Genomic DNA, 25,645 nt, shown 5'->3' with positions numbered 1-25,645 from the left:
GGAGGGAGTGGTTAAGTATGGCGAAGGTCGAAACAGCCAAAACATCTTTACAATTTAATAAAAAAGCCTCCACATGGGCACAGATGAAAAAGATGAAGTTACTATATGCCATGCTATTATTTCCAATAATAATGTTGTTCATCTTTAATTATCTTCCGATGTATGGAGTCATCATTTCGTTTAAGGATTTTTCACCAGGTCTTGGAATTTGGGACAGTCCTTGGAACAATTTTGACCATTTTAAACGTTTATTTACAGATTTTATGTTTATAAGAGCATTAAAAAATACGATTATCATTAGTTTACTAAAGATTCTTATTTCTTTCCCGGCACCAATTATTTTTGCATTACTGTTAAATGAAATTCGCAATCAAAAGTTTTTAAAAGTGACACAATCAATCTCATATTTACCACATTTTATGTCTTGGGTTATCTTATCAGCCATGATCATTGAAGTCTTTTCTCCACAACGTGGAATAATTAATTATGTAATTACGATGTTTGGTGGCGATCCAATAAACTTCTTGTCTAGTAAGGTTTTCTTTGTACCAGTCCTTCTTATCACGGATATTTGGAAAGAAATCGGATATGGAGCAATCATCTATATCGCTTCTATAGCCTCAATTGATCCGGCATTATATGAAGCAGCTGAAATGGATGGAGCTGGAAGGTTCAAGAAAATGATCCATGTTACATTGCCCTCTATTATGCCAATGGTAATTATTATGTTTATTCTTCGTTTAGGTGGAATTTTGAATGCAGGGTTTGATCAAATCTTGAATTTGTATAATCCGCTTGTTTATGAAGTGGCAGATATTATTGATACATATGTTTACAGAAGCGGTTTAGAGCAATTTCAATTCGATTACGCTACTGCGGTGGGGTTATTTAAAAATGTGATAGGGGTTCTCTTTATTTTGGGAGCAAATGCTATTATCCGCAGAAAAAGTGAACATGGAATTTGGTAAAAAAGGAGTTGTGCACTCATGGGTATCAAAAAAGGGAAATTTTCCTTGTTCGAAATTTGTTTAGTCATTGGATTTTTCTTTTTTTCTTTTCTTGTTTTATATCCGTTCTGGCAAACATTTGTTTTATCCTTTTCAGATCCTAATCAAGCTTCAAGCTTGGGCGCAAATTTATGGCCAGAAAAATGGATTTCTGATGCTTACCAGTTCGTGTTTGGATATGGTCATATTATGAAAGCGTATATGAATACGATAGTTCGAACTGTAGCTGGTACTTTTTTAATCGTCGCTTTCACGACATTAGCGGCCTACCCACTTTCTAAAAGGGAATTGCCATTTAGAAATACGATTACAATTTTTTTTCTAATTGCAATGTTTTTTTCCGGAGGGATTATTCCTGACTACTTACTGGTGAAAAACTTGGGCCTAATAGATACTAGATGGGCTTTGATCTTACCAACCGCTGTCAATGTTTTCTACATCATTATTATGAGAAATTACTTCATGACCATTGATAAAGGGATTGAAGAATCTGCAATGATGGATGGAGCAAGTTATTTTACGATTTTAACCAAAATTATCCTGCCGCTTTCCAAGCCAGTTATAGCAACGATCGCTTTATGGGCGGCTGTATTTCATTGGAATGAATGGTTCCATGCGTTGGTTTATATTCAAGATGATGCAAAATCAGTCTTACAAATTATTGTAAGAGATATGCTGACGGCGATGGATTTATCGCAATCTACTGATGCCGCAGCTCTTGGAGGAGGTGGGGGCTCCAGCAGAAACCTTCTGTTAAGTAATGTCAGGGCTGCGACCGTTATCATTTCTATTGGACCAATTGTTTTAGTTTATCCATTTGTACAAAAATACTTCATTAAAGGTATTATGATTGGATCATTAAAAGGTTGATAGATACAAGGGGGAGAAACGATGAAAAATTTAAAAGGCATATTTTTTGTTGTGTTTTTGATTATGGTTCTTATCATATCTGGTTGTAGCTCAAATGCGAGTAAAGAAACCGAGAAAGAAGTCGATATCTCGTCTCTACCCGAACCGGGGGATTTCAATGAGGAGTTAACACTAGAGTTATCTGGTTCTATTACGAGAGGAAAAGTAGAAGAAGGAAACTATGTACAAAAACGTTTAGAAGAGATGTTTAATATCAAGATTAAAAATGTGAAAATTGACACCTGGAACGAAGACCAAGTGAATCTATTAGTAGCATCGGGTGACTTGCCTGATACCTTTTCTTTTACGGCGGGAGGACAAACTCCACAGGAAATGTATGATTCTGGTCTAACGAGAACAATTCCGAAAGAAATGCTAGAAAAATATGCTCCACGATACATGAAGATGCTAGAGGAACATCAACCTGGACCGATTATGAATTTAAAAGATGGAACTGATAATGAATATTTATCATTAATTGGCCAATATGCTCATGTAGAAGGTCTAGCTTGGGGGCCAACTCTTCGCCTAGACTGGTTAGAAAAGCTCGGATTTGAACCGCCGGGAGATTTAAAATCTGTAGGCCCAGGTAAACGAGAAAATATCCTATATACAGAAGAAGCTTATACGATTGAGGAATTAGAGGAAATTTTACTAGCCTTTGTGAACGATGATCCTGATGGAAATGGGAAGAAAGATACGTACGGAATTTTACCTGCTAATAATAATCTGAATTGGGCGACCACTTTAATGGGGGCATTTGGAGTAGCAAACGGATATAATTTAATGGAAGATGGAGAGTTAGTTGTAACCGAAATCTCAAACCAATATAAAGAGTGGTTGAAGCTCATGGCTAAATGGTATGATATGGGAATCATTGATCCAGAGTTTACAACTTTAGATGAGCAAAAAGGGTGGGAAAAATATAAGCAAGGAAAGGTTGGTTATTATATTGCGCAACCTGCTTATCTTGCTATGGATGACTGGGCAAGAGGACGCGCCCCACAAAATGTTGTCGAAGATCCAGATTCCACTGCAAAAGTGTTAGCTCTCGCTCCTGAAATTGGCCCAGATGGGTATCAAGGGGAAGGAGCTTATCTACCAGTTGTTGACCTAGCAGATAATTTTTATGTATCTAAAGATGTTACAGATGAAGAACTGGCTAGGATTTTACAAATTTTTGATTATATTAATCTGGATGATGATGCAAGATGGACTTTATACGGTGAAGTGGACGAACACTCTGAATGGGAGGGAGAACCTGAAAAGTCGGCTTTGAAGGTAAAGCCAGAATGGGATTTAGAAGAAGGTAATTCCGGATTTTGGGCTTATAATTTTCGAACATATACTAAAGAGAGAGTAACTTGGTTTACTTCGGAGTATACATTAAAGTTAAAAGAAGATTTTTATGCTCGAGATGATATTCAGGAAAAAATGTTAATACGTCCGTATAAATATGATCTTTTAAATGAAACAAATGGAAGAGAAATTGATAAACGCTATGGTGCTCAATTAACGACAATCGTTGATGAATTTAGAATGAAGTCGATTGTTGGAGAGGTAGATATTGATAAAGAGTGGGATAATTATGTGCAAAATTGGATGAGCAATGGCGGGAAAGAGAAACTTGAGGAACTAGAAAAGGCGGCAACTGTGGACGACCTTCTTAATCCAGAAGATTAATAAGTAGAACAATGGCCCCAAGGTTATAAACTAAGGGGCTTTTTCTAGTAATAAGCATTGCGCATGATAAGACGGTTAAAGGAGGAAGTGATCGATGCCTATTCAACATACATTACCTATTCATAAAATAGATCCCCAACAACAAATCATTATTGATCGTGAACCAGACCAATATTTAGGTCAACCGGATTCAGTTTTACTTAATGATGATCAGACGATCTTTACTGTCTATCCGAAAGGGCATGGAATTGGGGAGGCTTTGCTCAATAAAAGTGTGGATGGTGGATTAACTTGGCAAGGGAGAATCGTTCCAAATGAAACATGGAGGGATTCCCGCGAAACGCCGACAATTTATCAACTCAATTGTAAGCATGGTCAACAAAAGCTCATTTCTATTTCAGGTGGACCTGGTTGGGGAGAGGATCAATTTAAAGGATGGAAAACATCGATCTCGACCGATTTAGGGAAAACTTGGAGTGACTATAAAGAATGGTTTATAGGACACCAAACAATTGTGGCGATGTCTAGTCTCGTTCGTCTGAAGGATGAAAAGGGTCAATGGTTGGATCAATGGATGGGAGTCTATCATGATTCCCAATTTATCAATTATAAAACGTACTTAACTTTTTCAGAGACTGGGGAAGAACGATGGAGTAAACCTGAACCTTATTTACAGCCCTATCGCAAAATAGAGCAGACTGTTCAATTATGTGAAGCGTGTATTTTTCGTTCCCCGGATAGTCATCAACTTGCCTTATTAGCGAGAAGCCAATCACATATGCATACATCAACGATTTCTTTTTCAAATGACGAAGGAAAAAGCTGGACAACACCAAGAGAAGTCCCGGGTTCTATAAATGGGGAACGACATAAAGCTGCCTATGATCCAATCAGTGGTCGACTTGTTATTTCTTTTCGGGAAATTATCCTAGATTACAATAATGATGGGAAGATTGAAGAGGATGATTGGATGGCAGGGGATTGGGTAGCTTGGGTTGGGACTTATGATGATTTAATAAATGGAGAAGAAGGGGAGTATCGTATTCTTTTAGGCCAAGACTTCACTCCATCGAAAAAATCGGGTGATTGTGGTTATGCTGGAAATGTTGTAATGAGAGACGGTACTTTTTTTCTGAATTCTTATGGGTATTTTGATAAAGAAGAAGTTATACAAAAGGGGAAGGAAGCTAGACCGTATGTCATAGGTGTCCGTTTTCAGTTAACCGATTTTTCCTAAGATTATCAGCTAGAAAGCTTGTTGGTATATAAGGATAATACCTTCATAGATATAAGTTATCCAACAGTGCCGTTGTTTCAAGATAGATATCGAAGAAAATAAAAACAAGGAATGATAATATTGCGAAATAAAGAATTCTTTCAAACCATTCATAAAAATTTAATTGTCTCTTGTCAGGCATTGGAAGATGAACCGTTACATGGTTCGGAATTGATGGCCAAAATGGCGGTGGCTGCCAAAGAAGGTGGAGCTGTTGCAATCCGGAGCAATTCAGCTATTGATGTCGAAGCAATCAAGAAGGCGACGAATCTCCCTGTTATTGGCTTAGTGAAAAGAAATTATCCTGACAGTGAAGTATTTATTACAGCTACTTTGAAAGAGGTTAAGGAATTATTGGAGGTCAAACCAGATGTAATCGCCTTGGATGCGACTATTCGCCAACGGCCAAATGGAGAGGAATTGGTAGAGTTGGTTCAGTTTATTCATGATCATAGTGATACTTTGGTTATGGCCGATATTGCGACGATTGAGGATGCTACTTATGCAAGTGAATGTGGGGTGGACATGCTTTCAACTACTCTGTCTGGTTATACGGAAGATAGCCCAAAACAGAAAGGGCCTGACTTCGAACTTGTTCAGAAATTATGTGAACGGATGTCTATACCAGTTGTGGCTGAGGGAAGAATTCAAACTCCTGAGCAAGCGAAAAAAATGCAGGAACTTGGTGCATGGTCAGTCGTGGTTGGCAGTGCTATTACGAGACCGCAATTGATTACGAAGGCTTTTGCTGAATGTCTAGGGGAAACCCTCAAGGTTTAAAGCGGATGAATAAGAGGCTGGGACATAACTAAAGTGCTAAGCTCCAATGATGAACAATGCATCCCCTTAGAGAAGTATATTTCCAGGAGCATAGGATATATACCATAGTAGTTCGGTTTTTTATTTGGTGAAACCACTTTTGTCCCAGCCTCTGTGTAAGATTCCTAATTGTTTGTTCTAACAGATTCTCGTTCTAATAAACAAACAGGTATGGTATGTGGCTGCGTTGTTTTTCCGTTTAATAATTGAATTAATTGCTCTGCTGCCATTGATCCCCACTCATCTTTAGAATAATTAATTGTTGTAAGAGGGGGCTGGAGATACTGAGCAACCTCTGTATTATCAAAACCAATAATTTGTATATCTTGGCCGATTTTATACGAGGTTTTTTGAAATCCTTGATAGAGACCAACGGCCATCGTATCATTGAAAGAAAAGATGGCCGTTGGTGTCATCGAATTCTCGACAATCTCGTTCACAATGTCTTTTCCAAATGATTGGCTAAAATCCCCAGAGTAGATTGTATAGTTGATCGAAGGGTGCCTTTGTAAAATATCTACGGCGGCTTGAAGTCTTTGCTGTGAGTCGAAATTTCCACTAGGTCCTGTAAGTAGAATAAGATTTAGCTGTTTGTTCTCGATTAAGTAGTTTATTGCTAATTCAGTTCCGGTTTGATTGTCAAGAAGGACAAGTTCGATATTGGGATGATGTAACTCCCGGTCAAGTACGACAATTTTATTCCCTAATTCTGCATAGCGTAAAATTTCCTCATCTGGAAAATTCCAGTCTAATATGACGGCTCCATCAATAATCCCTTCAGGAAGAAAACGATGAGATTCTTTTCCTGTACAGGCAATGAGATCGTAGCCATGTTGATTAAATGTTTTTCGCATACCTCTTAGTAAATCTCCGAAGAAAGGGCCGCCATAATCAGGCATAAATGCGCCAATAATGTTGGATGCGCGGTTTTTTAAAGTTCGAGCAGCAGCATTAGGAACATAATTTAGTTCTTTGGCAATCTCAAGTATTTTCTTACTTGTCTTTTCTGTTACCTTCGGACTTCCATTTAAAGCATAGGAGACCGTTGAAATAGATACGCCAGCCTTTTTAGCGATATCTTTAATACTTACCATACCGTTTTTCCTCCAACTCCAATGTATTCCTTGATTATACTCTATAATTTGTTTGAATATTTTACAAGTAATTTTTCGAAACGTTTCTATTCCGAAATGATAATATGTGTGGTAAAATAATCATGAAAGAGAACGGCCTGAGTTGAAAAGACTATCTCTGTAAATGATAGGGTTTTCACGAATTGGAGGTGAAGAGACGGAGTGTTAAGTGAGCATTTATTCCAAAAGGAGATTGCGGTTACAAAAGAGGTAAACTTGGCGTATATCCTCTCCCTCCCAGCGAGTTATAACGAAGAGGATCAAAAGGAATTACCACTTGTTTTATTTTTACATGGGATGGGGGAAAGAGGAAATGATTTAGAGTTGGTCAAACGTCATGGACCACTTAAGTCGACTGAAAAGCAATCATTTCCATTCATTCTTCTTGCCCCACAATGCCCATTAAAACTAAGGTATTCGACATGGGACTTGTATTTGGATGATTTGATCGCCTTAATCGATCATATTTCTACTGTTTACCGGGTAGATGCACAAAGAATCTATGTCACTGGTTTAAGTATGGGAGGATATGGAACATGGGAATTAGCGAAAAAATGTCCTGATCGTTTTGCTGCCGCCGCGCCGATATGTGGAGGCGGTTCTATAGAAGGGATTGAACGTTTGAAGGATGTACCAGTTTGGGCTTTTCATGGGGCAAAAGATGATGTAGTCCCGTTAGAAGAAAGTGAAAAAATGGTCCATGCTCTTCAGGATGTGGGGGGAAATGCAAAACTAACCGTTTATCCAGATGCGACACATGATTCTTGGACAGAGACTTATAATAATCCACATTTATATTCTTGGTTGTTAAAACAGCATAAATGATGAGGTACATCAAATATATACATAGAAAAGGAGAGTAGCTATGACCAAATTGAAGGTTGGGGTTGTTGGTTGTGGAAGTATCGCGAAATTCCGTCATCTACCAGAATACGCAATGAATGATCAAGTTGAGATTGTCGCTGTCTGTGATATCGTAGAAGAAAGAGCTAATAAGATGGCAGGGGAATATGGCGGTCAAGCTTTCACTAATTATGAAGAGATGCTTAGTGAGGTTGAACTAGATATTGTGTCCGTTTGTACGCCCAATTATTTGCATGCGCCTGTCAGTATTGCTGCATTAGAAGCGGGAAATCATGTTCTATGCGAAAAGCCAATGGCTACATCTGAACAGGAAGCTTTGGATATGATTCAAGCAGCAGAAAAGAATGGTAAGAAGCTAATGATCGGCCATAACCAACGCTTTGTGGCTTCCCATGAAAAGGCGAGAGAACTTATTGCCAACGGAGAGGTAGGGAAAATTTATAGCTTCCGCACAGCTTTTGGCCATCCAGGCCCAGAAGGATGGAGTATTGATGGGAAAGATAGTTGGTTTTTTAGAAAGGAAGAAGCATTTATTGGCGCGATGGGAGATCTCGGTGTCCATAAAACAGACCTTATGCGTTATGTATTAGGAGAAGAGTTTGTTGAAGTGGGATCTTTTGTGGAATCAGGGGCGAAAGAAGATAGTACAGTCGATGATAATGCTGTGTGTATTTTAAAATCAGAGACTGGTATTATTGGGACATTAGCTGCAAGCTGGGCTTATGGGAAAGAAGATAATGCGACGATTATCTATGGAGAAAAGGCTGTATTGCGATTAGAGGATGATCCTGAACATTCGCTAATTGTTCATCATGTTGGTGGGGAAACAGAAAATTTTGATCTCGGAAAAATCCAATCCAATGAAGAAGGCGGCCAATCTAGTACAAAGGTTATTGATCATTTTGTTAATAGTATTGTAAAGGATACGGAACCACCAGTTAATGGAGAAGAAGGCATGAAATCCTTAAAAGTTGTATTAGCAGCATTAGAATCTAGTGAAACTAAGAAAATTGTGCAAATATAGGAAGAAGCGTTAAAATGAAACTATGTTCAAACAATTAATAAAGTGTTGTTCAACAAAGAGGATACAAAGGGCGAAATTGGCATTTGTACCGCACTTTTTGAACAGCCCAATAAAGAAAGGATAGGTGACTGTAGGTATGAAACTAGGAGTGTTTACAGTACTTTTTGCAGAAAAATCTTTTGAAGAAATGCTTGATCATGTCAAGGCATCTGGTCTAGATGCGGTGGAAATTGGGACAGGTGGGTATCCTGGAAATGCGCACTGTGACATGGATGCCTTACTTGAAAGTGAGGAAAAACGGAAAGATTATTTGCATCAGGTGGAATCACGTGGTTTAACGATCAGTGCGTTCAGCTGCCATAATAACCCAATTCATCCGGATAAAGAGGTTGCAAAAGTAGCAGATGAAACGTTGAGAAAAACAATTAAATTGGCATCGTTAATGAATGTACCTGTTGTGAATACTTTTTCAGGGACAGCTGGTGATCATGAAGGGGCAAAACAACCGAATTGGCCTACAGTTGCATGGCCACCAGAACATTTGGATGTCTATAACTGGCAGTGGGAAGAAAAGCTTATTCCATATTGGAAAGAAATTGGTACTTATGCGGAAGAACATAACGTGAAAATCGGTATAGAGCTTCATGGTGGTTTCCTTGTTCACTCCCCATATACCTTATTGAAATTGAGAGAAAATACTTCTGACGCAATTGGCGCAAACCTTGATCCAAGTCATATGTGGTGGCAAGGGATTGATTCAGTGGCTGCCATCAAAATTCTTGGCGAGAAAAACGCCATTCATCATTTCCATGCAAAAGATACTTACATTGATCCAGATAATCTGAATATGCATGGTTATTTAGATATGCAACCCTATGACAAACTGCAAACAAGAGCATGGACATTCCGCTCGGTTGGCTGTGGTCATGATGTGAAAGAATGGTCTGACATGATGAGTGCTCTTCGTTTATATGGTTATGACTATGTTGTTTCAATTGAACACGAAGATCCACTTATGTCTATTGAAGAGGGATTCCAACGCGCAGTTAGCAATCTGCAATCCGTCTTAATTAGAGAACAACCTGCTGAGATGTGGTGGGCGTAATAGTAGTATAGAAAAAAGGGCGAGTAATCCCTTCTTAAAATGAAAAGCGGGCCAGACTCTTAATAAGAAAAGAGTCCGGCCCATTTTTGCGTTCGACAGTACTTGACAAAATTCGGGGCGTGCTAGGAACCTGTTATTCAGATCCCATCTGTGTTTGGACATTCGTCTCAGCTTCTTCTTGTAGAATCCTCAGGAATTCATTTATATCTTTTCCGGAATCAACAAATTCAAGTGGTGCTTCCCATAATACGTCATCAGTGTATTTTGCCTTTTTCGCAGGGCCAACAGCGTATTCATTTATAAAGAGAGATTCTAAATGTTTGCCTTGTAAATCAGGGTTGTCTACTGCAAAGTCCTCATGGATTTTCGGATCAGCTAAGATGGATTCTCCACCTTGTCTTGATCTTTCCATTTGCACTTCATCTGAAAGTAAATATTCGATCACTTCTAGCGCTTCTTTTTTATGCTCACTTGGCTCCGTAATGGCCCAAGCACGTCCATCCGGAACAGGATTTAGGCCTTCGTACCCTTCCCATACGGGGTAAGTAACAATGTCGACGTTCGGCATACCAGTCATCCATGGTCCATTTGTTTTTGCTGGTGCCATCGCAATGCTTCCTTCTTCCATTAAACTGCCCCAGTTATGCATTAAACTGCTGGGTTCTTCACTAGGGTAATTTCCAGGGATGGAAACGACATCTTGAATATACTCTAAATATCTTTTTACCGCTTCATTATTGGCAATCTCTACTTCATTTGTTTCGGGATCTACTGTATTCACACTAAACTGGGTAAAGGCATCATGTGGAAGATCTAGGTCAAGGCCTCGATATTGTACGCCACCTACTTCTCTTGTTAAGTCAATAGCAAGTTCGTATACTTCCTCCCACGTCATTCCATCTTCTGGATAGTTAACGCCAAGAATATCAAATACATCTTTATTGTAATGTAAAACCCAAGTGGGACGGTTTTCAGGAATGGCGTAAAGACCGCCTTCCAAATTAGGATCTTGATTTCTTGTATATTCTACAACAGAAGGCTCTAAGCGCTCTAATTCAAAGTTAGCTTCTTCAATTACATTGTCCATATTATAGGCCAATCCAAGATCATTTAAAGCACTAAGATGAGAGATAGATATCAAAGAAACGATATCTGGAATGTTACCTGCTACCATTTGGTTCTCTAGTGATTCTGGGTTCCCAACATCCCCCTCCATAAATTCGACTGTAATATGGGGAAATTGATCATTTACTTTATCGGCAATCGTTTCCTGAAAATACTCTTCTCCCCAAGGATGTGCCCATTTAATCGTTATTTTTTCTGATTGATTTTCTGCTTCATTCGAACTAGTATCTCCAGAATCGGATTTTTCCGTTTCGGAGCATCCAGCGATAAATAGCGACAACCCGAGAAACGCTAAAATGAATGAAAATAGCAATGTTTTCTTCAACTAGAATAACCTCCATTTATAGTAGTATTATGGTAGGACCAATAAAATTCAGCTTTAAAAGGTGGAAACGGTTTGTATACTTGATCGACAATCCCTTCCTAAAAAACGCTTTACCCGGGATAGGGTTGCCTAATCATATTCTCCATTTCTGTTGTATACATTTGGGAACAAAGGTATTATGGTAGGACCAAAAATTGTAAAAATTCCCATTGTAATCGCATGCATTCTAGAAGTCCAACTGCAGATTTCATTATTATCATATATGATTTTATGTGAATTCTGTGTGAAGGTTTTGCTCTTTTGTATAGCTCTTTTAGCTTTTCCATCCTTGTCTTTTTTCTAAAAGATCAGTCTAGTGGTATTTCATTCAAAAATAACTTAAAATAAATCCGACAAAGGGGATGTTTTTATGGCAAGGTATATGGTCATCGGTGCTGGAATTCTCGGGGCCTCTACAGCGTACCATTTAGCTAAATCGGGGGCAGACGTAACAGTCATTGATCGGAATGACAAAGGACAAGCGACACAGGCAGCAGCTGGAATTGTTTGTCCATGGTTATCCCAGCGTCGCAATCAAGCATGGTATCAGTTGGCTAAGTCTGGAGCAGCTTATTATCCTAAGCTAATGACAGAACTCGAAAATGCAGGAGAAACGAATACGGGTTATGCCCGAGTTGGCGCTCTTAGTATACATACAGATCAAAAAAAATTACAGGCAATGGAAAGAAGGACTATTGAGCGACGAAAGGATGCGCCAGAAATTGGAGATATACAGCTCTTAACATCGGAAGACGCAAAAGAGTTATTTCCCCCGCTTGCTGATGGATATGGAGCTGTGTATGTAAGTGGAGCGGCACGAGTTGATGGTGGGGCTATTCGTGATGCGTTATTACGGGCAGCGGAGAGAAATGGGGCTGCGATTGTACGAGGAGATGCCTGTTTACAGGTGAGTGGAAAGAAAATAGTTGGGGTTCGTGTAGATGAGAGGGAATTTTCGTGTAATACAGCGTTGGTGACAAATGGTGCATGGGCGAAGGAGCTATTTGAACCGCTGAACATTCAAATGAATGTTGATTTTCAAAAAGGGCAAATTATTCATATGCAGGTGAAGGATCAAAGTACAAGTGATTGGCCAGTGATTATGCCTCCGGGCGTTCATTACATCGTTCCTTTTTCCGATGGCAGAATCGCTGTAGGGGTTACGCATGAAAACAATACAGGCTTTGATGTAGCTCCTACTGTTTCGGGAATGTATGAAATTTTTGAAAAGGCTATGGACGTAGCACCTGGTCTGTCTAAAACTGACTTCCTTGATGTGAAGGTCGGATTTCGTCCTTTCACGCCCGGATTTTTACCTATCATCGGAGCGCTTCCTGATTATGAAGGGATCTATCTTGCAAACGGTCTTGGTTCAAGCGGTTTAACAGTGGGACCATATCTTGGTGCTCAGTTAGCAAAACTGGCACTAAACGAAGAGGTAGATATCTTATTAGAACAATATGCTGTGTTGAATGCACTAAACTAAGCGGATCTGGGGATGCCTCCCTAGGTTCCTATTTAAGTTCAGCTCGTGATATTACTATAGGAAAATAGGCTTGGCCGCAAGGAAATTTATTGAAGAAGTGGAGCATTTTGGCGAAAAATGTGCTATAATATAATTAGCAAACGCTTACAAAGAAGTTGTAGAACAGGGGGAGTTTTATTGAGAATGACATCAAGAGCACTTAAGGCATACATTCTTGCAATCATTGGAATTGCAAGTCTTACTCTCCTAATCGGTTTTACAGAAAAACCAAATACCAGTTTTGAATTGCAAGGAACGATAAGTGTTGCTCACCGTGGAGCTTCTGGTTATGCTCCCGAGAATACTATGGCCGCTTTTCAGAAGGCTGTTGATCATGGAATGGATTATATCGAGCTTGACATTCATTTATCAAAAGATGATCAGCTTGTCATTATTCATGATGATAAAGTAAATCGAACAACCAATGGTACTGGATATGTTCGGAATTTTACATTAGAAGAATTAAAGGAACTTGATGCGGGAAGTAAATTCAATGCTTCTTTTAAAGGGGAAAGAATTATTACGCTTGAGGAGTTATTGGATACCATGCTCCATCAAATAGGGATTATTATTGAAATTAAGGAACCAGAGGCGAATACAGGAATTGAGCAAATTCTAGCTGAACTTATTGAACAATATAATAATACGAATAATGTTATCATTCAATCTGTGAATTTCGAATCAATGAAAAAAATGCATGAATTACTTCCAAAAATTCCAGTGGCTGTCCTTGTGTCAAGAACGGAACATCCACTTTCAAGTCAACAGTTAGATGACATTGCCGATTATGCAACCTATGTGAATTATAACATTCGCTACTTGCGACAAAGAGATGTCGAGGAAATCCATAAAAGAGATAAAAAGGTGATGGCTTGGACCATTCGTGATCCAAGGAAAATGCAAAAAGCTCTGAACCTTGGGGTAGATGGAATTATAACCGATTATACAAAATGGATTGTGAATTCCCGTACGGCAGGAGAGGAAATGAATTAATTATAATCAAATAAAAAATAGAATGCACCTCCGGAGATGCATTCTATTTTTTATTTCTATCATTTTTCCAAAGGGATATACATATAATCCTAATTAGAAAGAGGAAAAACCTTAATTAAAATAATTATAATTAAGTATTGATTTTTAATTACTATCTGTTATTATATTAAATAGAGTATAATGAAAATGAATTAAAGGCGGGATAATATGAGTAATGAACGTAAAAACTTAACGACTAGTTGGGGTTCTCCCGTAGGAGATAATCAGAATTCAATGACAGCTGGGGCACGCGGTCCAGTACTAATACAAGATGTTCATTTGTTAGAAAAACTAGCACATTTTAATCGGGAAAGGATCCCTGAACGAGTGGTTCATGCGAAAGGGGCAGGGGCTCATGGTTATTTTCAAGTAACCAATGATATTTCTCAATACACAAAGGCTGATTTTCTATCAGAAGTGGGAAAAAGGACACCCATGTTTATTCGGTTCTCAACTGTAGCGGGTGAGTTGGGATCAGCTGATACTGTTCGCGATCCACGTGGTTTCGCTGTAAAATTCTATACAGAAGAAGGAAATTATGATTTAGTTGGAAATAATACACCTGTTTTTTTCATTCGTGATGCGATTAAATTTCCTGATTTTATTCATACACAAAAAAGAGATCCACAAACTCATTTGAAGAATCCAACAGCGGTTTGGGATTTCTGGTCATTATCGCCAGAGTCATTGCATCAAGTGTCAATACTTATGTCTGACCGTGGCATACCTGCAACATTCCGCCATATGAATGGCTATGGCAGCCATACTTTTAAATGGGTTAATGCGGAAGGCGAAGCCGTTTGGGTGAAATACCACTTTAAAACAGAGCAAGGTGTTAAAAACCTTGATGTGAAGTTAGCTGGAAAGTTAGCAGGGGAAAATCCGGATTATCATACCGAAGATCTGTTCAATGCCATTGAGAAAGGTGATTTTCCAAAATGGAAGCTATATGTGCAAATCATGCCAATGGAGGATGCAAACACGTATCGCTTTGATCCGTTTGATGTGACGAAGGTTTGGTCACAAAAGGATTATCCATTAATTGAAGTAGGGGAAATGGTATTAGACCGGAATCCGGAAAACTACTTTGCAGAAGTGGAGCAAGCCACCTTCTCACCAGGTACATTTGTTCCAGGAATTGAAGCGTCACCAGATAAAATGCTGCAAGGACGCTTATTTGCCTATCATGATGCTCATCGTTATCGTGTCGGGACCAACCATCAGATGTTGCCGATTAATCGAGCGAAAAATGAAGTGAATAACTATCAACGTGATGGAGCTATGAGATTTGATGCAAATGGTGGAGGATCTGTCTACTATGAACCTAATAGTCAATCAGGCCCTGCCGAAACAGCAGCCAATAAACAATCTGGATTTGCCGTATCCGGTGTCGCGGAAAGTGTTGCTTATGACCACCATGATCATTACACACAAGCTGGTGATCTTTATCGCTTGCTTACAGAGGAAGAGCGTACACGATTAGTAGATAATGTCGTAAATGCAATGAAGCCAGTGGAAAAAGAGGAGATTAAACTTCGCCAGATCCGTCATTTCTACAAAGCTGACCCAGAATATGGTACACGTGTTGCAGAAGGACTTGGTTTAGAGGTTCCGAGAGAAGAAGCATTATCTTAATGAATTGACCCTCCCATATGTATTGTCATAAAAAAGGCAAATAGAGATCGCTGATCCTCTCGTGATTCCAACAGAGAGATAATTTTGAACTAATGGTAATCTCGCATCTGATCTTGGGTGCGAGATTATTTGCTTGAATGAAAGGTAAACGATAAAATAATAAAATGTACACGTGAGAGTCTCTCACCTTGCATGTTATAGCTGAAAAATTTCGGATTTCCCCGAAATCTATGATAAAATTAGGTTAAAGTTGTATGGAAGTATATTATACATAAGGCTTAGGAGGAAAATACATTGTCAAAACAGCAAATTGGTGTCATTGGTTTGGCCGTAATGGGCAAAAACTTAGCTCTAAATATTGAAAGTCGTGGTTATTCTGTGGCTGTTTTTAATCGTAGCCCTGAAAAAACAGAGGACTTTTTGAAAAAAGAGGCTGAAGGAAAAAATGTGGTGGGTACATTTTCGGTTGAAGAGTTTGTCAATTCTTTAGAAAAGCCGAGAAAAATTTTATTGATGGTCAAAGCGGGGCCAGGAACAGACGCTACGATCGACTCATTAAAGCCTCATTTAGAAAAAGGCGATATTTTGATTGATGGCGGAAACACAAATTTTAAAGACACAATCCGTCGTAATAAAGAATTAAGTGAAGCGGGGCTGCATTTCATTGGTACAGGCGTTTCTGGAGGAGAAGAAGGAGCGTTAACTGGCCCTTCAATTATGCCAGGTGGACAAAAAGAAGCGTATGAGCTTGTGGCACCAATCCTAAAAGCCATTGCGGCGAAAGTAGATGGGGAGCCTTGTACAACCTATATTGGTGCTGACGGTGCAGGACATTATGTGAAAATGGTCCATAATGGAATCGAATATGGCGATATGCAATTAATTAGTGAAGCTTACTTTATGTTGAAGCATGTCCTTGGTTTAACCGCTGAAGAACTCCATGAGGTATTTTCTGAATGGAATAAAGGTGAGCTAGATAGTTATTTAATTGAAATTACGGCTGATATTTTTACAAAGAAAGATGAAGAAACAGGAAAACCGCTTGTCGATGTGATCTTAGATACAGCAGGGCAAAAGGGAACAGGAAAATGGACAAGCCAAGATGCGCTTGATTTAGGTGTACCTCTTCCACTGATCACCGAATCTGTCTTTGCTCGTTGTATTTCAGCTATGAAGGAAGAACGTGTAGCTGCAAGTAAAGTGCTATCCGGCCCAGATACCGTAGGATACGATGGGGATAAAGATGAACTAATTGAAGCGATTCGCAAAGCGCTTTATATGAGCAAAATCTGTTCTTATGCACAAGGATTTGCGCAAATGAGAGCAGCGGCAGAAGAATATGGCTGGGATCTGAAGTATGGGGATATTGCGATGATCTTTAGAGGCGGATGCATTATCCGCGCGCAATTCCTGCAAAAAATTAAAGAAGCATATGACCGTGATCCAGAACTTGCCAACCTGATGCTGGATCCATACTTCAAAGAGATTGTCGAAAACTATCAAGGAGCATTGAGAAAAGTGATCGCAGTTGCCGTTGAGCGTGGAATCGCGGTACCAACCTTCTCAAGTGCCATTGCCTATTATGATAGCTATCGCACAGAATCACTACCAGCTAACCTTCTACAAGCTCAACGTGATTATTTCGGTGCACACACATACCAACGTATCGATAAAGAAGGCGTCTTCCATACAGAATGGATGAGCGAGTAACAACCAAAACTATAAACAAAAGCTTAGCGCAATCGCTGGGCTTTTGTTTTTTGCCCTTTCAGGTGCTTAGCACATCTTGGAAATTCTGGAGTAATCGTTAGTGATCTAAAATATGATACACTAGAGATGTAAAATAATAACTGCATGTTTGCAGAAGAGGTTCGTAATTCCATCCCTCTATAAAAAACTAAGGAGACGAGACGATACGTTTACTTGGTGTTGTCTTTTTTTTGATGGTAATATCCGAATCTCTTCTCTAATAGTGAGGAGAATGAAAATGGATAATCGTAAGGCAGTTGTTGTATTTAGTGGTGGACAAGACAGCACGACTTGTCTATTTTGGGCATTGAAAAAATTTGAACATGTTGAGGCTGTTACGTTTCACTATGGACAACGCCATATTGAAGAGCTGGATTGTGCTAGGGAAATTTGTAAGAAACTCAATGTCCACCAACATGAACTAGATATGACGTTATTGAATCAGTTAGCGCCAAATGCATTAACAAGAGATGATATGGAAATTAAGGAAGGAGACAATGAACTTCCTTCGACCTTTGTGCCTGGGAGAAACTTGCTTTTTCTTTCCTTTGCAGCTGTTTTGGCTAAGCAAATTAATGCAAAACATATTATTACAGGAGTAAGTGAGACAGACTTTAGTGGATATCCGGATTGCCGGGATGGATTTATTAAATCGCTAAATGTGACGCTTAATTTGTCAATGGATGAGACATTCGTGATCCATACTCCACTCATGTGGAGAGATAAATCAGAGGTTTGGGAATTAAGCGACCAGTTAGAAGCTTTCGATTTTGTTAAGGAACATACGCTCACTTGTTACAATGGAATCAAAGCAAGTGGTTGTGGAGAGTGCCCTGCATGTCGGTTACGCAATCAAGGATTAGAGCAGTATGAAAAACGGAGACAAGGTGGTGCAACAACATGATACAACAAATTTATCCAGTTGTCCCGCATGCTTATGCCTATGAATTAAATAAGGATTTTCATTTTGCAGCAGCTCATTATATCCCACACGAGGATGCGGGCAAATGCCAACAGGTACACGGGCACACGTATTTTGCCAATATTACGATCGTAGGAGATGAATTAGATCATACAGGTTTTCTAGTAAATTTTAAGTTAATCAAGGATCTTATTCATAAACGATTTGATCATGAAACTCTTAATAAAGATCAGGCATTTTCCGATCAGAATGCCCTGCAATTTCCGACAACAGAAGTCGTGGCCCGCACGATCTATGAAATCGTGCAACAATATTTAGATTCACTTCCTAATCGTCCGAATTGTCTGCAAGTTTTTTTAAGGGAAACGCCCACAAGTTATTGTATTTATCGTCCTAAAAAGGAGGAGATCTAATGAAGATACCTGTTCTCGAAATTTTTGGACCGACGATTCAAGGGGAAGGAATGGTCATTGGACAAAAAACAATGTTTATCAGGACTGCAGGATGTGATTATTCGTGTTCATGGTGCGATTCAGCTTTTACATGGGATGGTTCTGAAAAGGAAAAGATTCAGATGATGGAGCCAGAGGAGATTTGGCAGGCCTTGAAAAAGCAGGGGAGTGATACCTTCAGCCATGTGACCATTTCTGGTGGAAATCCTGCATTACTGAAGCAAATGGACGAGGTAGTGGACTTACTACATGGACAAGGGATGCAAATTGCCTTAGAAACACAGGGGAGCAGATGGCAATCATGGTTTACAAAGATTGATGAACTCACCTTATCACCAAAACCGCCGAGTTCAGGAATGAAAACGAATTTTAAAACATTGGATCAAATTATTCATTCTCTGAAAAATGAGCAAAAAGGCAGTTTTAGTTTGAAAATTGTGGTGTTTGATCAACAAGATTTGGAATATGCCAGTGATCTGTATAAACGTTATCCAGATGTAACCTTCTTTTTACAGGTTGGAAATAATGATCTTTCCACCCTCGATGATCGGCAATTACTTTCCCATTTATTAGAACGCTATGAATGGCTGATAGATGAAGTGATGAAAAGCAGAGAATTAAAGAATATACGTGTATTACCCCAATTACATACGTATTTATGGGGAAATAAACGCGGTGTATAGCTTATGCAGCATGTCAATGGCTAATAGAACAAGGTCAATAGCTAATAGGAAGGTTTTAACAGCTAATAAATTGGCCTCACAGCTAATAGAGTGTGCACAAGAGCTAATAGACTTCTTCTAACGGCTAATAGCAAAAAGAAGGCGTTAAATTAGGCAAAACAGCTATCTTAGGTGCGAAATCGCCTTTGAAAAAGGCAACAGCTAATGGGTGCCGAGGTAGCTAATAGAAAGCATATAATGACGAATAGAATAACTCTAATGGCTAATAAAAATCATTCACATATTTGTAAAACAAAAACACAGAAAGAACCTAGATAGGTCCTTTCTGTGTTATCGGAGTTAATCATTTGAAAGCTTAAGCTTTTCAAGTATTTTAAAGAAGAGACTTAGGATGATGGCGACAATGGTAGCCAGCCCCATCCCTGCTAATTCAACGGTTCCTATTTTAATGGCTGCTCCACTGATTCCAATAGCAAGAACGACACAAGTTAGAATAAGGTTTTGTGAAATACTATAATCCACCTTTGATTCAACCAGCATTCTTAAACCACTCACAGCAATGATTCCGAATAGTAGTAAGGAAATCCCTCCCATAACAGGTGTTGGGATCGACATGATTAAGGCTGCTAGTTTTCCACAGAAAGAGAGAATAACAGCCAGTACTGCTGCCCCACCAATGATCCAAGTGGAATACACTTTTGTGATGGCTAAGACCCCGATATTTTCTCCATACGTCGTATTAGGAGTAGCTCCGACAAAACTGGATAGGATGGTGGAAACCCCGTTCCCGATAAAAGATCGATCAAGCCCTGGGTCTTTAATCATATCTTTTTTGACAATATTCCCTGTGACAATTAGATGTCCAATATGCTCTGGTAGCAAAACTAAGGCAGCAGGTAAAATGATCAACATATCTGCCCAGTTTATTTTCATTGAGTAAACTTCTGGTAAAGCAAACCATTTAGCTTCCCTAACAAGGGAAAAATCGACTAATCCGTAGAAAGCTGCGATCACATATCCAGATACAATGCCGAGTAAGATCGGAATAATCTTTAGAAATCCTCTTAAGGTCACCCAGTAAATAACGGTTAACCCCAAGGTTAAGAGAGAGACAGCAATCACTTTCGAATCAGGGGTGACATCTGGAGCTGTGATGAGTCCGGCCATATCAGCAGCAGTTGGAACAAGCTCCAATCCAATAACAGCAACGATGGCACCCATTGCTGCAGGTGGGAAAATGATATCGATCCATTTTGTTCCGATGAATTTAACGATAACCCCAACAATCAATAACACAATCCCAACAAGCAGGAAGCCACCAAGGGCATGGGCGTAACCATCCAACCCACTATATTTAGCTAGTACCGCACCTACTGGTGAGATAAAGGCAAAGCTTGATCCTAAGTATGCGGGAATCTTTCCTTTTGTTATAAAAATATAGATAAGCGTTCCGATTCCGTTCATTAATAAAATGATAGCTGGGTTGACTCCAAATAATAATGGTACTAATACAGTAGAACCAAACATAGCGAATAAATGCTGGAAACTTAATGGCAAGCTCTGTAAAAGCGGTAAACGTTCATCTACTTGAATTTCTCGTTGTTTCATCCGACATCTCTCCTCTTTATTATCTTGATCAAATAGCTGATAAATTATCAGTTGTCTTTTGGTTTTAGTCAAAAGAACCCCTATTTTATCCCGCATTAACGGGCAGTAATCCCCCCACTGATTGAAGGTTCACTTTACGAATACAGACTTGGCCATTAGGCTAGGGGGCTTGTACAATAAAAAGCACCTCGTCCAATGACTGGCAAGGTGCATAATAGTCGGATGATCGTCCAGTTAAATATGCAAAAATCTACACTTATGGTAAGTGTGTTCACCTTGTCAGCCTCACAGGACTGTTTTAAAGGGTCTGATTCATTTGTCATAAGTATTATTACAGGCAGGAAGGAAAAAGTCAATCATTATTCATCCCGAATGAACGGGCAGTAAGCTTCCGCTGGACGAAGTCTCGCTTTATCCCGCATTAACGTGCAGGAATCCCCCCACCTCAAGGCTTTAGAGAATATGGACAAGTTTAGGTGGGGGATACACTGTCCTAATCTAGCTTCAGCGACTAGTAAATTTACGATTTCTGTTTGCGTAAATCAACGCCTTTGGGCTCATCGTGTTGCCTTTATCTCGTCAGAACCCTTTAAATTTGTTCGTCGCTGGACAGGCACTTCCGCCTTTTTGAGTAAAGCCCGATTGGTTCAAGCCAACAAGATGTTGGTCACAAGGGCGTAGACGTATAGGATGTACTAGTGCAGGCGAAACAACAGGATGTCGCGATTTTAGCCTTTAATCCTCTGAAATTCAGTGGGAATGAAAGAAAACCCCCACTGATTGGAGGTTCACTTTATTGAAAGTGTCCATAAGGTTTTACACTGCCCAATTCCACATTCATAAGCAATAATATAATTTACTCCGCCCTTTGTTCATAAAGTCTAGCCATCTCAACAATCACATGAACGGCTTTTTCCATATTGTCGACAGAAATAAATTCATATGGACCATGGAAGTTTTCGCCACCTGTAAAGATATTAGGTGTAGGCAAGCCCATATAAGAAAGCTGAGAACCATCTGTGCCACCACGAATCGGCGCAATAATCGGTTCGATATCTAGGTTTTTCATCGCATCTGAGGCAATTTCGACGATTTCAATCACAGGCTCAATTTTGTCTCTCATATTGTAATATTGATCGTTGATTTCATATTCAATCCGATCGTTTCCATATTTTTCAGTAAGCATAATAACGATTTTTTCAATTCTAGATTTTTTGGCCTCAAATTGTTTTTTATCAAAGTCGCGAATAATATAATCTAATTTGGCTGATTCTACATCACCGTTGAAAGAGAGGAGATGATAAAAGCCTTCATAGTCTTCTGTATATTCCGGGGCCTGCCCAGCAGGTAATGCTTGATGGAATTCCATAGCTATTTTACTAGCATTCACCATCGTCCCTTTTGCAGTTCCAGGATGGATATTAGTCCCTTTAAATGAAATTTTTAAGGCTGCGGCATTAAAACTCTCAAATTGTAATTCCCCAAGTGGGCCGCCATCCATCGTGTAGGCATAGTCAGCGCCGAATGCTTTTACATCAAACTTATGCGGACCTCGGCCAATTTCTTCGTCTGGAGTAAAGGCCACACGAATTTTTCCATGTTTGATCTCAGGATGTTCAATTAAATAACACATAGCCGTCATAATTTCGGCAATCCCTGCCTTGTTATCAGCACCTAACAGCGTGTGCCCGTCTGTTGTCACCATCGTATGCCCAATATAATTCTTTAGAGCGGGGAAGTGGTCTGGTGATAGTACCATATTGTCATTTAGAGGGATATCTTTCCCATCATAATCAATAATCACTTGCGGGTTTACTCCAGCACCCGTAAAATCTGTTGCTGTATCAACATGGGCTAAGAATCCGATCACAGGGACGTTTTTATCCGTATTTGCAGGAAGTGTGGCCATAACATATCCATTCGTATTTATGGTCACATCCTCCATCCCGATTTCCTTCAATTCCTCGACTAATAACTCGGCTAATTCAAGTTGTCCAGGAGTGGATGGGCAATTGCTGTTGTTTTCATTTGATTGTGTGTCTATTCTAACGTAGGTTGAAAAACGTTCAATGATCTTACTTTTCATCCATTTTCTCTCCTTTATTTGAAACTCATCATGTAAATGCTACCATGCTTCTTAGTCTACAGTAAATCTTCAAGAAAAAGAACAAAAGTGCAATGAGTCTGTTGTAAAAAATAAAAAAGCCGTCTGTTTTGCAATAAACAGCCGACTTTTAACAAGTTTGATTTGGATCTATTTCTTGCCAATTCTCTGCCCAACGTTGGATCTCTGCCATTAAAGGCTGTAGGGCCTTACCTTTATCTGTCAAAGAATATTCGATTCTAACCGGGGTCTCAGGATAGACCTTTCTCTTCACAATTCCTTCGTGCTCTAAATCCTTTAATCTTTCTGATAACACTCTGGCACTAATCGGCATAGAAGATTCAATTGTACAAAAACGTTGAGGACCATTTAGTAGTTGGAAAATAATAAGACCTGTCCAGCGTTGTCCCAATAATCCCATTGCCTTTTCAAATCTAGGGCATAAATTATTGTTCATTATGTTCACCTCATATTATTATTATATATCATGATCTGTATTTCTGATATAACTTTCTTTTTTCATAACGGAAGTCTCATCTCGTCCTTATTATTGACATTATAACATATTTATTCTATAGTTACTTACGGAAAGTAACTAATGAGGTTTCATTAGTAAATTGCATATAACGTTCAGTAAGGAGAGGTCAACATGATTGAAACAAAACAGGATTTTTTTAAAGCGGTAGAGGATAGACGCTCTGCATATAGCATTAGCAAGCAATCGCCTATTTCTGATGAGAGAATTGAAGAAATTGTCGCTTATGCTATCAAACATGCCCCTTCTGCGTTTAACTCACAAAGTGGAAGAGCTGTTGTACTTCTAGGTGAAAATCACGATAAACTTTGGAATTTAACAGAAGCGGCACTAAAAGAAATCGTCCCAGCTGAAAGTTTCCAACCAACAGCTGATAAAATGGCTTCCTTCCGTAATGGATATGGAACAGTTTTATTCTTTGAAGATCAATCAGTGGTCAAGGATTTACAAGAGAGATTTCCTTTGTATCAAGATAAAATGCCTGATTATTCCTTGCAATCTTCAGGAATGCTACAATATATTGTTTGGACTTCTTTACAAGTAGAGGGATTAGGTGCCTCTCTTCAACACTATAATCCAATTATTGACGATGCTGTGCAAAAAGTCTGGGACATCCCAAGCAACTGGAGCCTAGTGTCTCAAATGCCATTTGGACAACCAACAGCTGCAGCTGGAGAAAAGCAATTTAATAGTCTTGAAGAAAGAATGAAAGTTTTTAAATAAGAAATAATGTAGAGGGGCGTCTTAATAGGCGTGCCTCTTTTTAGATAAGAAATCAGTATTGGTCAACGTTCTGCTATTTTGTTTTCTTCTTCCAATGGTATAATGGAGTCAGTTAAAGTGTGTATTCAAAAAGGACGATAAAAAGGGCGCAGTTTCGAGTAACGGACTTCCACAGGATGTGGTGACTTCGGCGTTCGACACAGGACGTTTCGAAGGCCGAAGACCTTCATCCTAAAGTGTCACTTTTACCGTACTTTTTGAACATCCTCTTAAAGAAGATTTGAAGGGAGCGATCATATTGGGAAAACAATACATAGGCTATGTTGGTACGTATACACGACAAAGCAGTAAAGGCATTTACCGATTTACGCTTGACACAACAGCTGGAAAACTAGGTGTAGCAGAAGTAGCTGCTGAGGTGGGAAGTCCTACTTATCTTACCATCAGTGAAGATCAGCAATATTTGTATTCTGTTGCACAGCAGGAGAAGCTCGGTGGGGTTGCAGCTTTTAAAATTACAAATGATGCTGGTGAGTTAAAATATATAAACACGGAAGTAGAGGAAGGCGCGCCACCTTGCCATTTAGATGTGTATGGTGAACACCTTTTCACTGGTAATTATCATGAAGGAAAAGTGAACCTGTATGATCTTAATCATGAAGGTGGCGTAGACCCTGTATTGGCTGTATACACCCATCAAGGAAACGGCCCGCATGAACGTCAGGAAACACCACATGTACATTTTACAGGGCTCACCCCTGACCGAAAGTATGTGGTTGTAGCCGATCTTGGGACAGATGAGGTCGTAACGTATAAGATAGAAAATAGCGCACTGAAAAGAGTCCAAACACTTCATGTGAAACCGGGAAGTGGTCCGCGCCACCTTACTTTTCATCCAAATGGAAAATGGGCTTATCTTTTAACAGAGCTAACTACTGAAGTGATTGTTCTTGATTATGATCAACAGACAGGAAGCTTTACTGAAAAACAAACGATTTTGGCCAAACCAGAAGACTTTGAAGGGCAAAATGATGCGAGTGCGATCCATATTTCACCTGACGGCCGTTTTATTTATGCTGGAAATCGTGGTCATGATAGTATTGCTGCTTTCCGAGTGGATGAGACAAGTGGAAAAGTAGAATTTATTGAATGTACACCGACTGGTGGAGAATGGCCACGCGACTTTTGCTTGGATCCAAGCGGCGCTTACCTAGTTGCAGCTAACCAGCATACAGGCAATCTTGTCCTCTTTGCTCGTGACCAAGAGACAGGGAAATTGACCCAACTTGATTCTGAAATAGAAGTTCCAGAAGGGGTTTGTGTGAAGTTTTTATAACGATATAATTAAGGAGACCATCGGCGAATGTT

22 protein-coding genes and 1 riboswitch are annotated in these 25,645 nt (G+C 39.4%); of the genes, 17 read left to right on the top strand and 5 right to left on the bottom strand.

Translation table 11 applies throughout. From position 1 onward, the window contains the following. The first annotated feature begins 17 nt into the window (after positions 1-17). From KI375_RS02050 to KI375_RS02030, 5 genes are all read left to right on the top strand, one after another. Positions 18-968 carry an ABC transporter permease gene (locus tag KI375_RS02050; RefSeq protein WP_212971867.1) on the top strand — a complete coding sequence of 317 codons (951 nt, stop codon included), beginning with the start codon at positions 18-20 and terminating at the stop codon, positions 966-968. An 18-nt stretch (positions 969-986) separates the two neighbouring features. Beyond that, complete coding sequence (locus tag KI375_RS02045; protein WP_212971866.1) at positions 987-1,877, top strand: carbohydrate ABC transporter permease; 891 nt, start codon at positions 987-989, stop codon at positions 1,875-1,877. A 21-nt stretch (positions 1,878-1,898) separates the two neighbouring features. Then, the gene (locus tag KI375_RS02040) at positions 1,899-3,599 is read left to right on the top strand and encodes a type 2 periplasmic-binding domain-containing protein (protein WP_212971865.1); all 1,701 of its coding nucleotides are present in this window, start codon (positions 1,899-1,901) and stop codon (positions 3,597-3,599) included. A gap of 94 nt (positions 3,600-3,693) precedes the next feature. After that, on the top strand, positions 3,694-4,836 hold the full coding sequence (locus tag KI375_RS02035) for a sialidase family protein (RefSeq protein WP_212971864.1): 1,143 nt from the start codon (positions 3,694-3,696) through the stop codon (positions 4,834-4,836). A 111-nt stretch (positions 4,837-4,947) separates the two neighbouring features. Then, positions 4,948-5,655 (top strand): N-acetylmannosamine-6-phosphate 2-epimerase, encoded by a 708-nt coding sequence (locus tag KI375_RS02030; RefSeq protein ID WP_212971863.1) that lies wholly within the window; start codon positions 4,948-4,950, stop codon positions 5,653-5,655. A 164-nt stretch (positions 5,656-5,819) separates the two neighbouring features. Here the strand turns inward: KI375_RS02030 and KI375_RS02025 are convergent, their stop codons facing one another. Continuing rightward, entirely contained in the window at positions 5,820-6,815 is a 996-nt protein-coding gene (locus tag KI375_RS02025; protein WP_280528619.1) for a LacI family DNA-binding transcriptional regulator, read from the bottom strand. Positions 6,816-6,989: 174 nt separating this feature from the next. Between KI375_RS02025 and KI375_RS02020 the strand changes: the two genes are divergently transcribed. The 3 genes from KI375_RS02020 to KI375_RS02010 all read left to right on the top strand — a co-directional run bounded on the left by KI375_RS02020 (position 6,990) and on the right by KI375_RS02010 (position 9,820). Then, a complete protein-coding gene (locus KI375_RS02020; protein WP_212971861.1) occupies positions 6,990-7,652 on the top strand; it encodes a carboxylesterase family protein in 663 nt (220 codons plus the stop codon). Between the two features lie 40 nt (positions 7,653-7,692). Further along, a complete protein-coding gene (locus tag KI375_RS02015) occupies positions 7,693-8,715 on the top strand; it encodes a Gfo/Idh/MocA family protein (protein ID WP_212971860.1) in 1,023 nt (340 codons plus the stop codon). Positions 8,716-8,851: 136 nt separating this feature from the next. Beyond that, positions 8,852-9,820, top strand: a complete 969-nt coding sequence (locus KI375_RS02010; protein WP_212971859.1) for a sugar phosphate isomerase/epimerase family protein — start codon at positions 8,852-8,854, stop codon at positions 9,818-9,820. A 133-nt stretch (positions 9,821-9,953) separates the two neighbouring features. Here KI375_RS02010 and KI375_RS02005 read toward each other — a convergent pair whose 3' ends face one another. Then, positions 9,954-11,270, bottom strand: coding sequence for an ABC transporter substrate-binding protein (locus KI375_RS02005; protein ID WP_212971858.1), 1,317 nt, complete (start codon positions 11,268-11,270; stop codon positions 9,954-9,956). 409 nt (positions 11,271-11,679) lie between these two features. On the opposite strand from KI375_RS02005, the gene KI375_RS02000 reads away from it, so the two are divergent. The 7 genes from KI375_RS02000 to queE all read left to right on the top strand — a co-directional run bounded on the left by KI375_RS02000 (position 11,680) and on the right by queE (position 19,307). Then, entirely contained in the window at positions 11,680-12,795 is a 1,116-nt protein-coding gene (locus KI375_RS02000; RefSeq protein ID WP_212971857.1) for an NAD(P)/FAD-dependent oxidoreductase, read from the top strand. 183 nt (positions 12,796-12,978) lie between these two features. Beyond that, positions 12,979-13,827: a glycerophosphodiester phosphodiesterase gene (locus KI375_RS01995; protein ID WP_244852203.1), complete on the top strand. Its 849-nt coding sequence runs from the start codon at positions 12,979-12,981 to the stop codon at positions 13,825-13,827. Positions 13,828-14,034: 207 nt separating this feature from the next. Then, a complete protein-coding gene (gene katA / locus KI375_RS01990; RefSeq protein ID WP_212971855.1) occupies positions 14,035-15,501 on the top strand; it encodes a catalase KatA in 1,467 nt (488 codons plus the stop codon). 294 nt (positions 15,502-15,795) lie between these two features. Next, the gene (gene gndA, locus KI375_RS01985; protein WP_212971854.1) at positions 15,796-17,211 is read left to right on the top strand and encodes an NADP-dependent phosphogluconate dehydrogenase; all 1,416 of its coding nucleotides are present in this window, start codon (positions 15,796-15,798) and stop codon (positions 17,209-17,211) included. Positions 17,212-17,361: 150 nt separating this feature from the next. Then, positions 17,362-17,408, top strand: a riboswitch (PreQ1 riboswitch). An 80-nt stretch (positions 17,409-17,488) separates the two neighbouring features. Then, the gene (gene queC, locus KI375_RS01980; protein WP_212971853.1) at positions 17,489-18,154 is read left to right on the top strand and encodes a 7-cyano-7-deazaguanine synthase QueC; all 666 of its coding nucleotides are present in this window, start codon (positions 17,489-17,491) and stop codon (positions 18,152-18,154) included. After that, positions 18,151-18,585, top strand: a complete 435-nt coding sequence (gene queD / locus KI375_RS01975) for a 6-carboxytetrahydropterin synthase QueD (protein WP_212971852.1) — start codon at positions 18,151-18,153, stop codon at positions 18,583-18,585. Before queC ends, queD begins: the two co-directional genes overlap by 4 nt. Continuing rightward, positions 18,585-19,307, top strand: a complete 723-nt coding sequence (queE, locus tag KI375_RS01970) for a 7-carboxy-7-deazaguanine synthase QueE (RefSeq protein ID WP_212971851.1) — start codon at positions 18,585-18,587, stop codon at positions 19,305-19,307. The genes queD and queE overlap by 1 nt, the downstream gene beginning before the upstream one ends. A 339-nt stretch (positions 19,308-19,646) precedes the next feature. Here queE and uraA read toward each other — a convergent pair whose 3' ends face one another. From uraA to KI375_RS01955, 3 genes are all read right to left on the bottom strand, one after another. After that, positions 19,647-20,915, bottom strand: coding sequence for a uracil permease (uraA, locus tag KI375_RS01965; RefSeq protein WP_212971850.1), 1,269 nt, complete (start codon positions 20,913-20,915; stop codon positions 19,647-19,649). Positions 20,916-21,771: 856 nt separating this feature from the next. Then, positions 21,772-23,001 carry a peptidase T gene (gene pepT / locus KI375_RS01960; protein WP_212971849.1) on the bottom strand — a complete coding sequence of 410 codons (1,230 nt, stop codon included), beginning with the start codon at positions 22,999-23,001 and terminating at the stop codon, positions 21,772-21,774. A 148-nt stretch (positions 23,002-23,149) separates the two neighbouring features. After that, positions 23,150-23,476, bottom strand: a complete 327-nt coding sequence (locus tag KI375_RS01955) for a winged helix-turn-helix transcriptional regulator (RefSeq protein ID WP_212971848.1) — start codon at positions 23,474-23,476, stop codon at positions 23,150-23,152. Between the two features lie 192 nt (positions 23,477-23,668). On the opposite strand from KI375_RS01955, the gene KI375_RS01950 reads away from it, so the two are divergent. Beyond that, on the top strand, positions 23,669-24,277 hold the full coding sequence (locus KI375_RS01950) for a nitroreductase family protein (RefSeq protein ID WP_212971847.1): 609 nt from the start codon (positions 23,669-23,671) through the stop codon (positions 24,275-24,277). 298 nt (positions 24,278-24,575) lie between these two features. After that, the gene (locus KI375_RS01945) at positions 24,576-25,613 is read left to right on the top strand and encodes a lactonase family protein (protein ID WP_374706777.1); all 1,038 of its coding nucleotides are present in this window, start codon (positions 24,576-24,578) and stop codon (positions 25,611-25,613) included. Positions 25,614-25,645 lie beyond the last annotated feature (32 nt).

The organism is Bacillus sp. J14TS2 (genome assembly GCF_018333015.1).
Classification (GTDB): domain Bacteria; phylum Bacillota; class Bacilli; order Bacillales; family Bacillaceae_C; genus Lederbergia.
The sequence above is the reverse complement of the archived record's forward strand: the minus strand, read 5'-3'. Positions and strand labels throughout refer to the sequence as shown.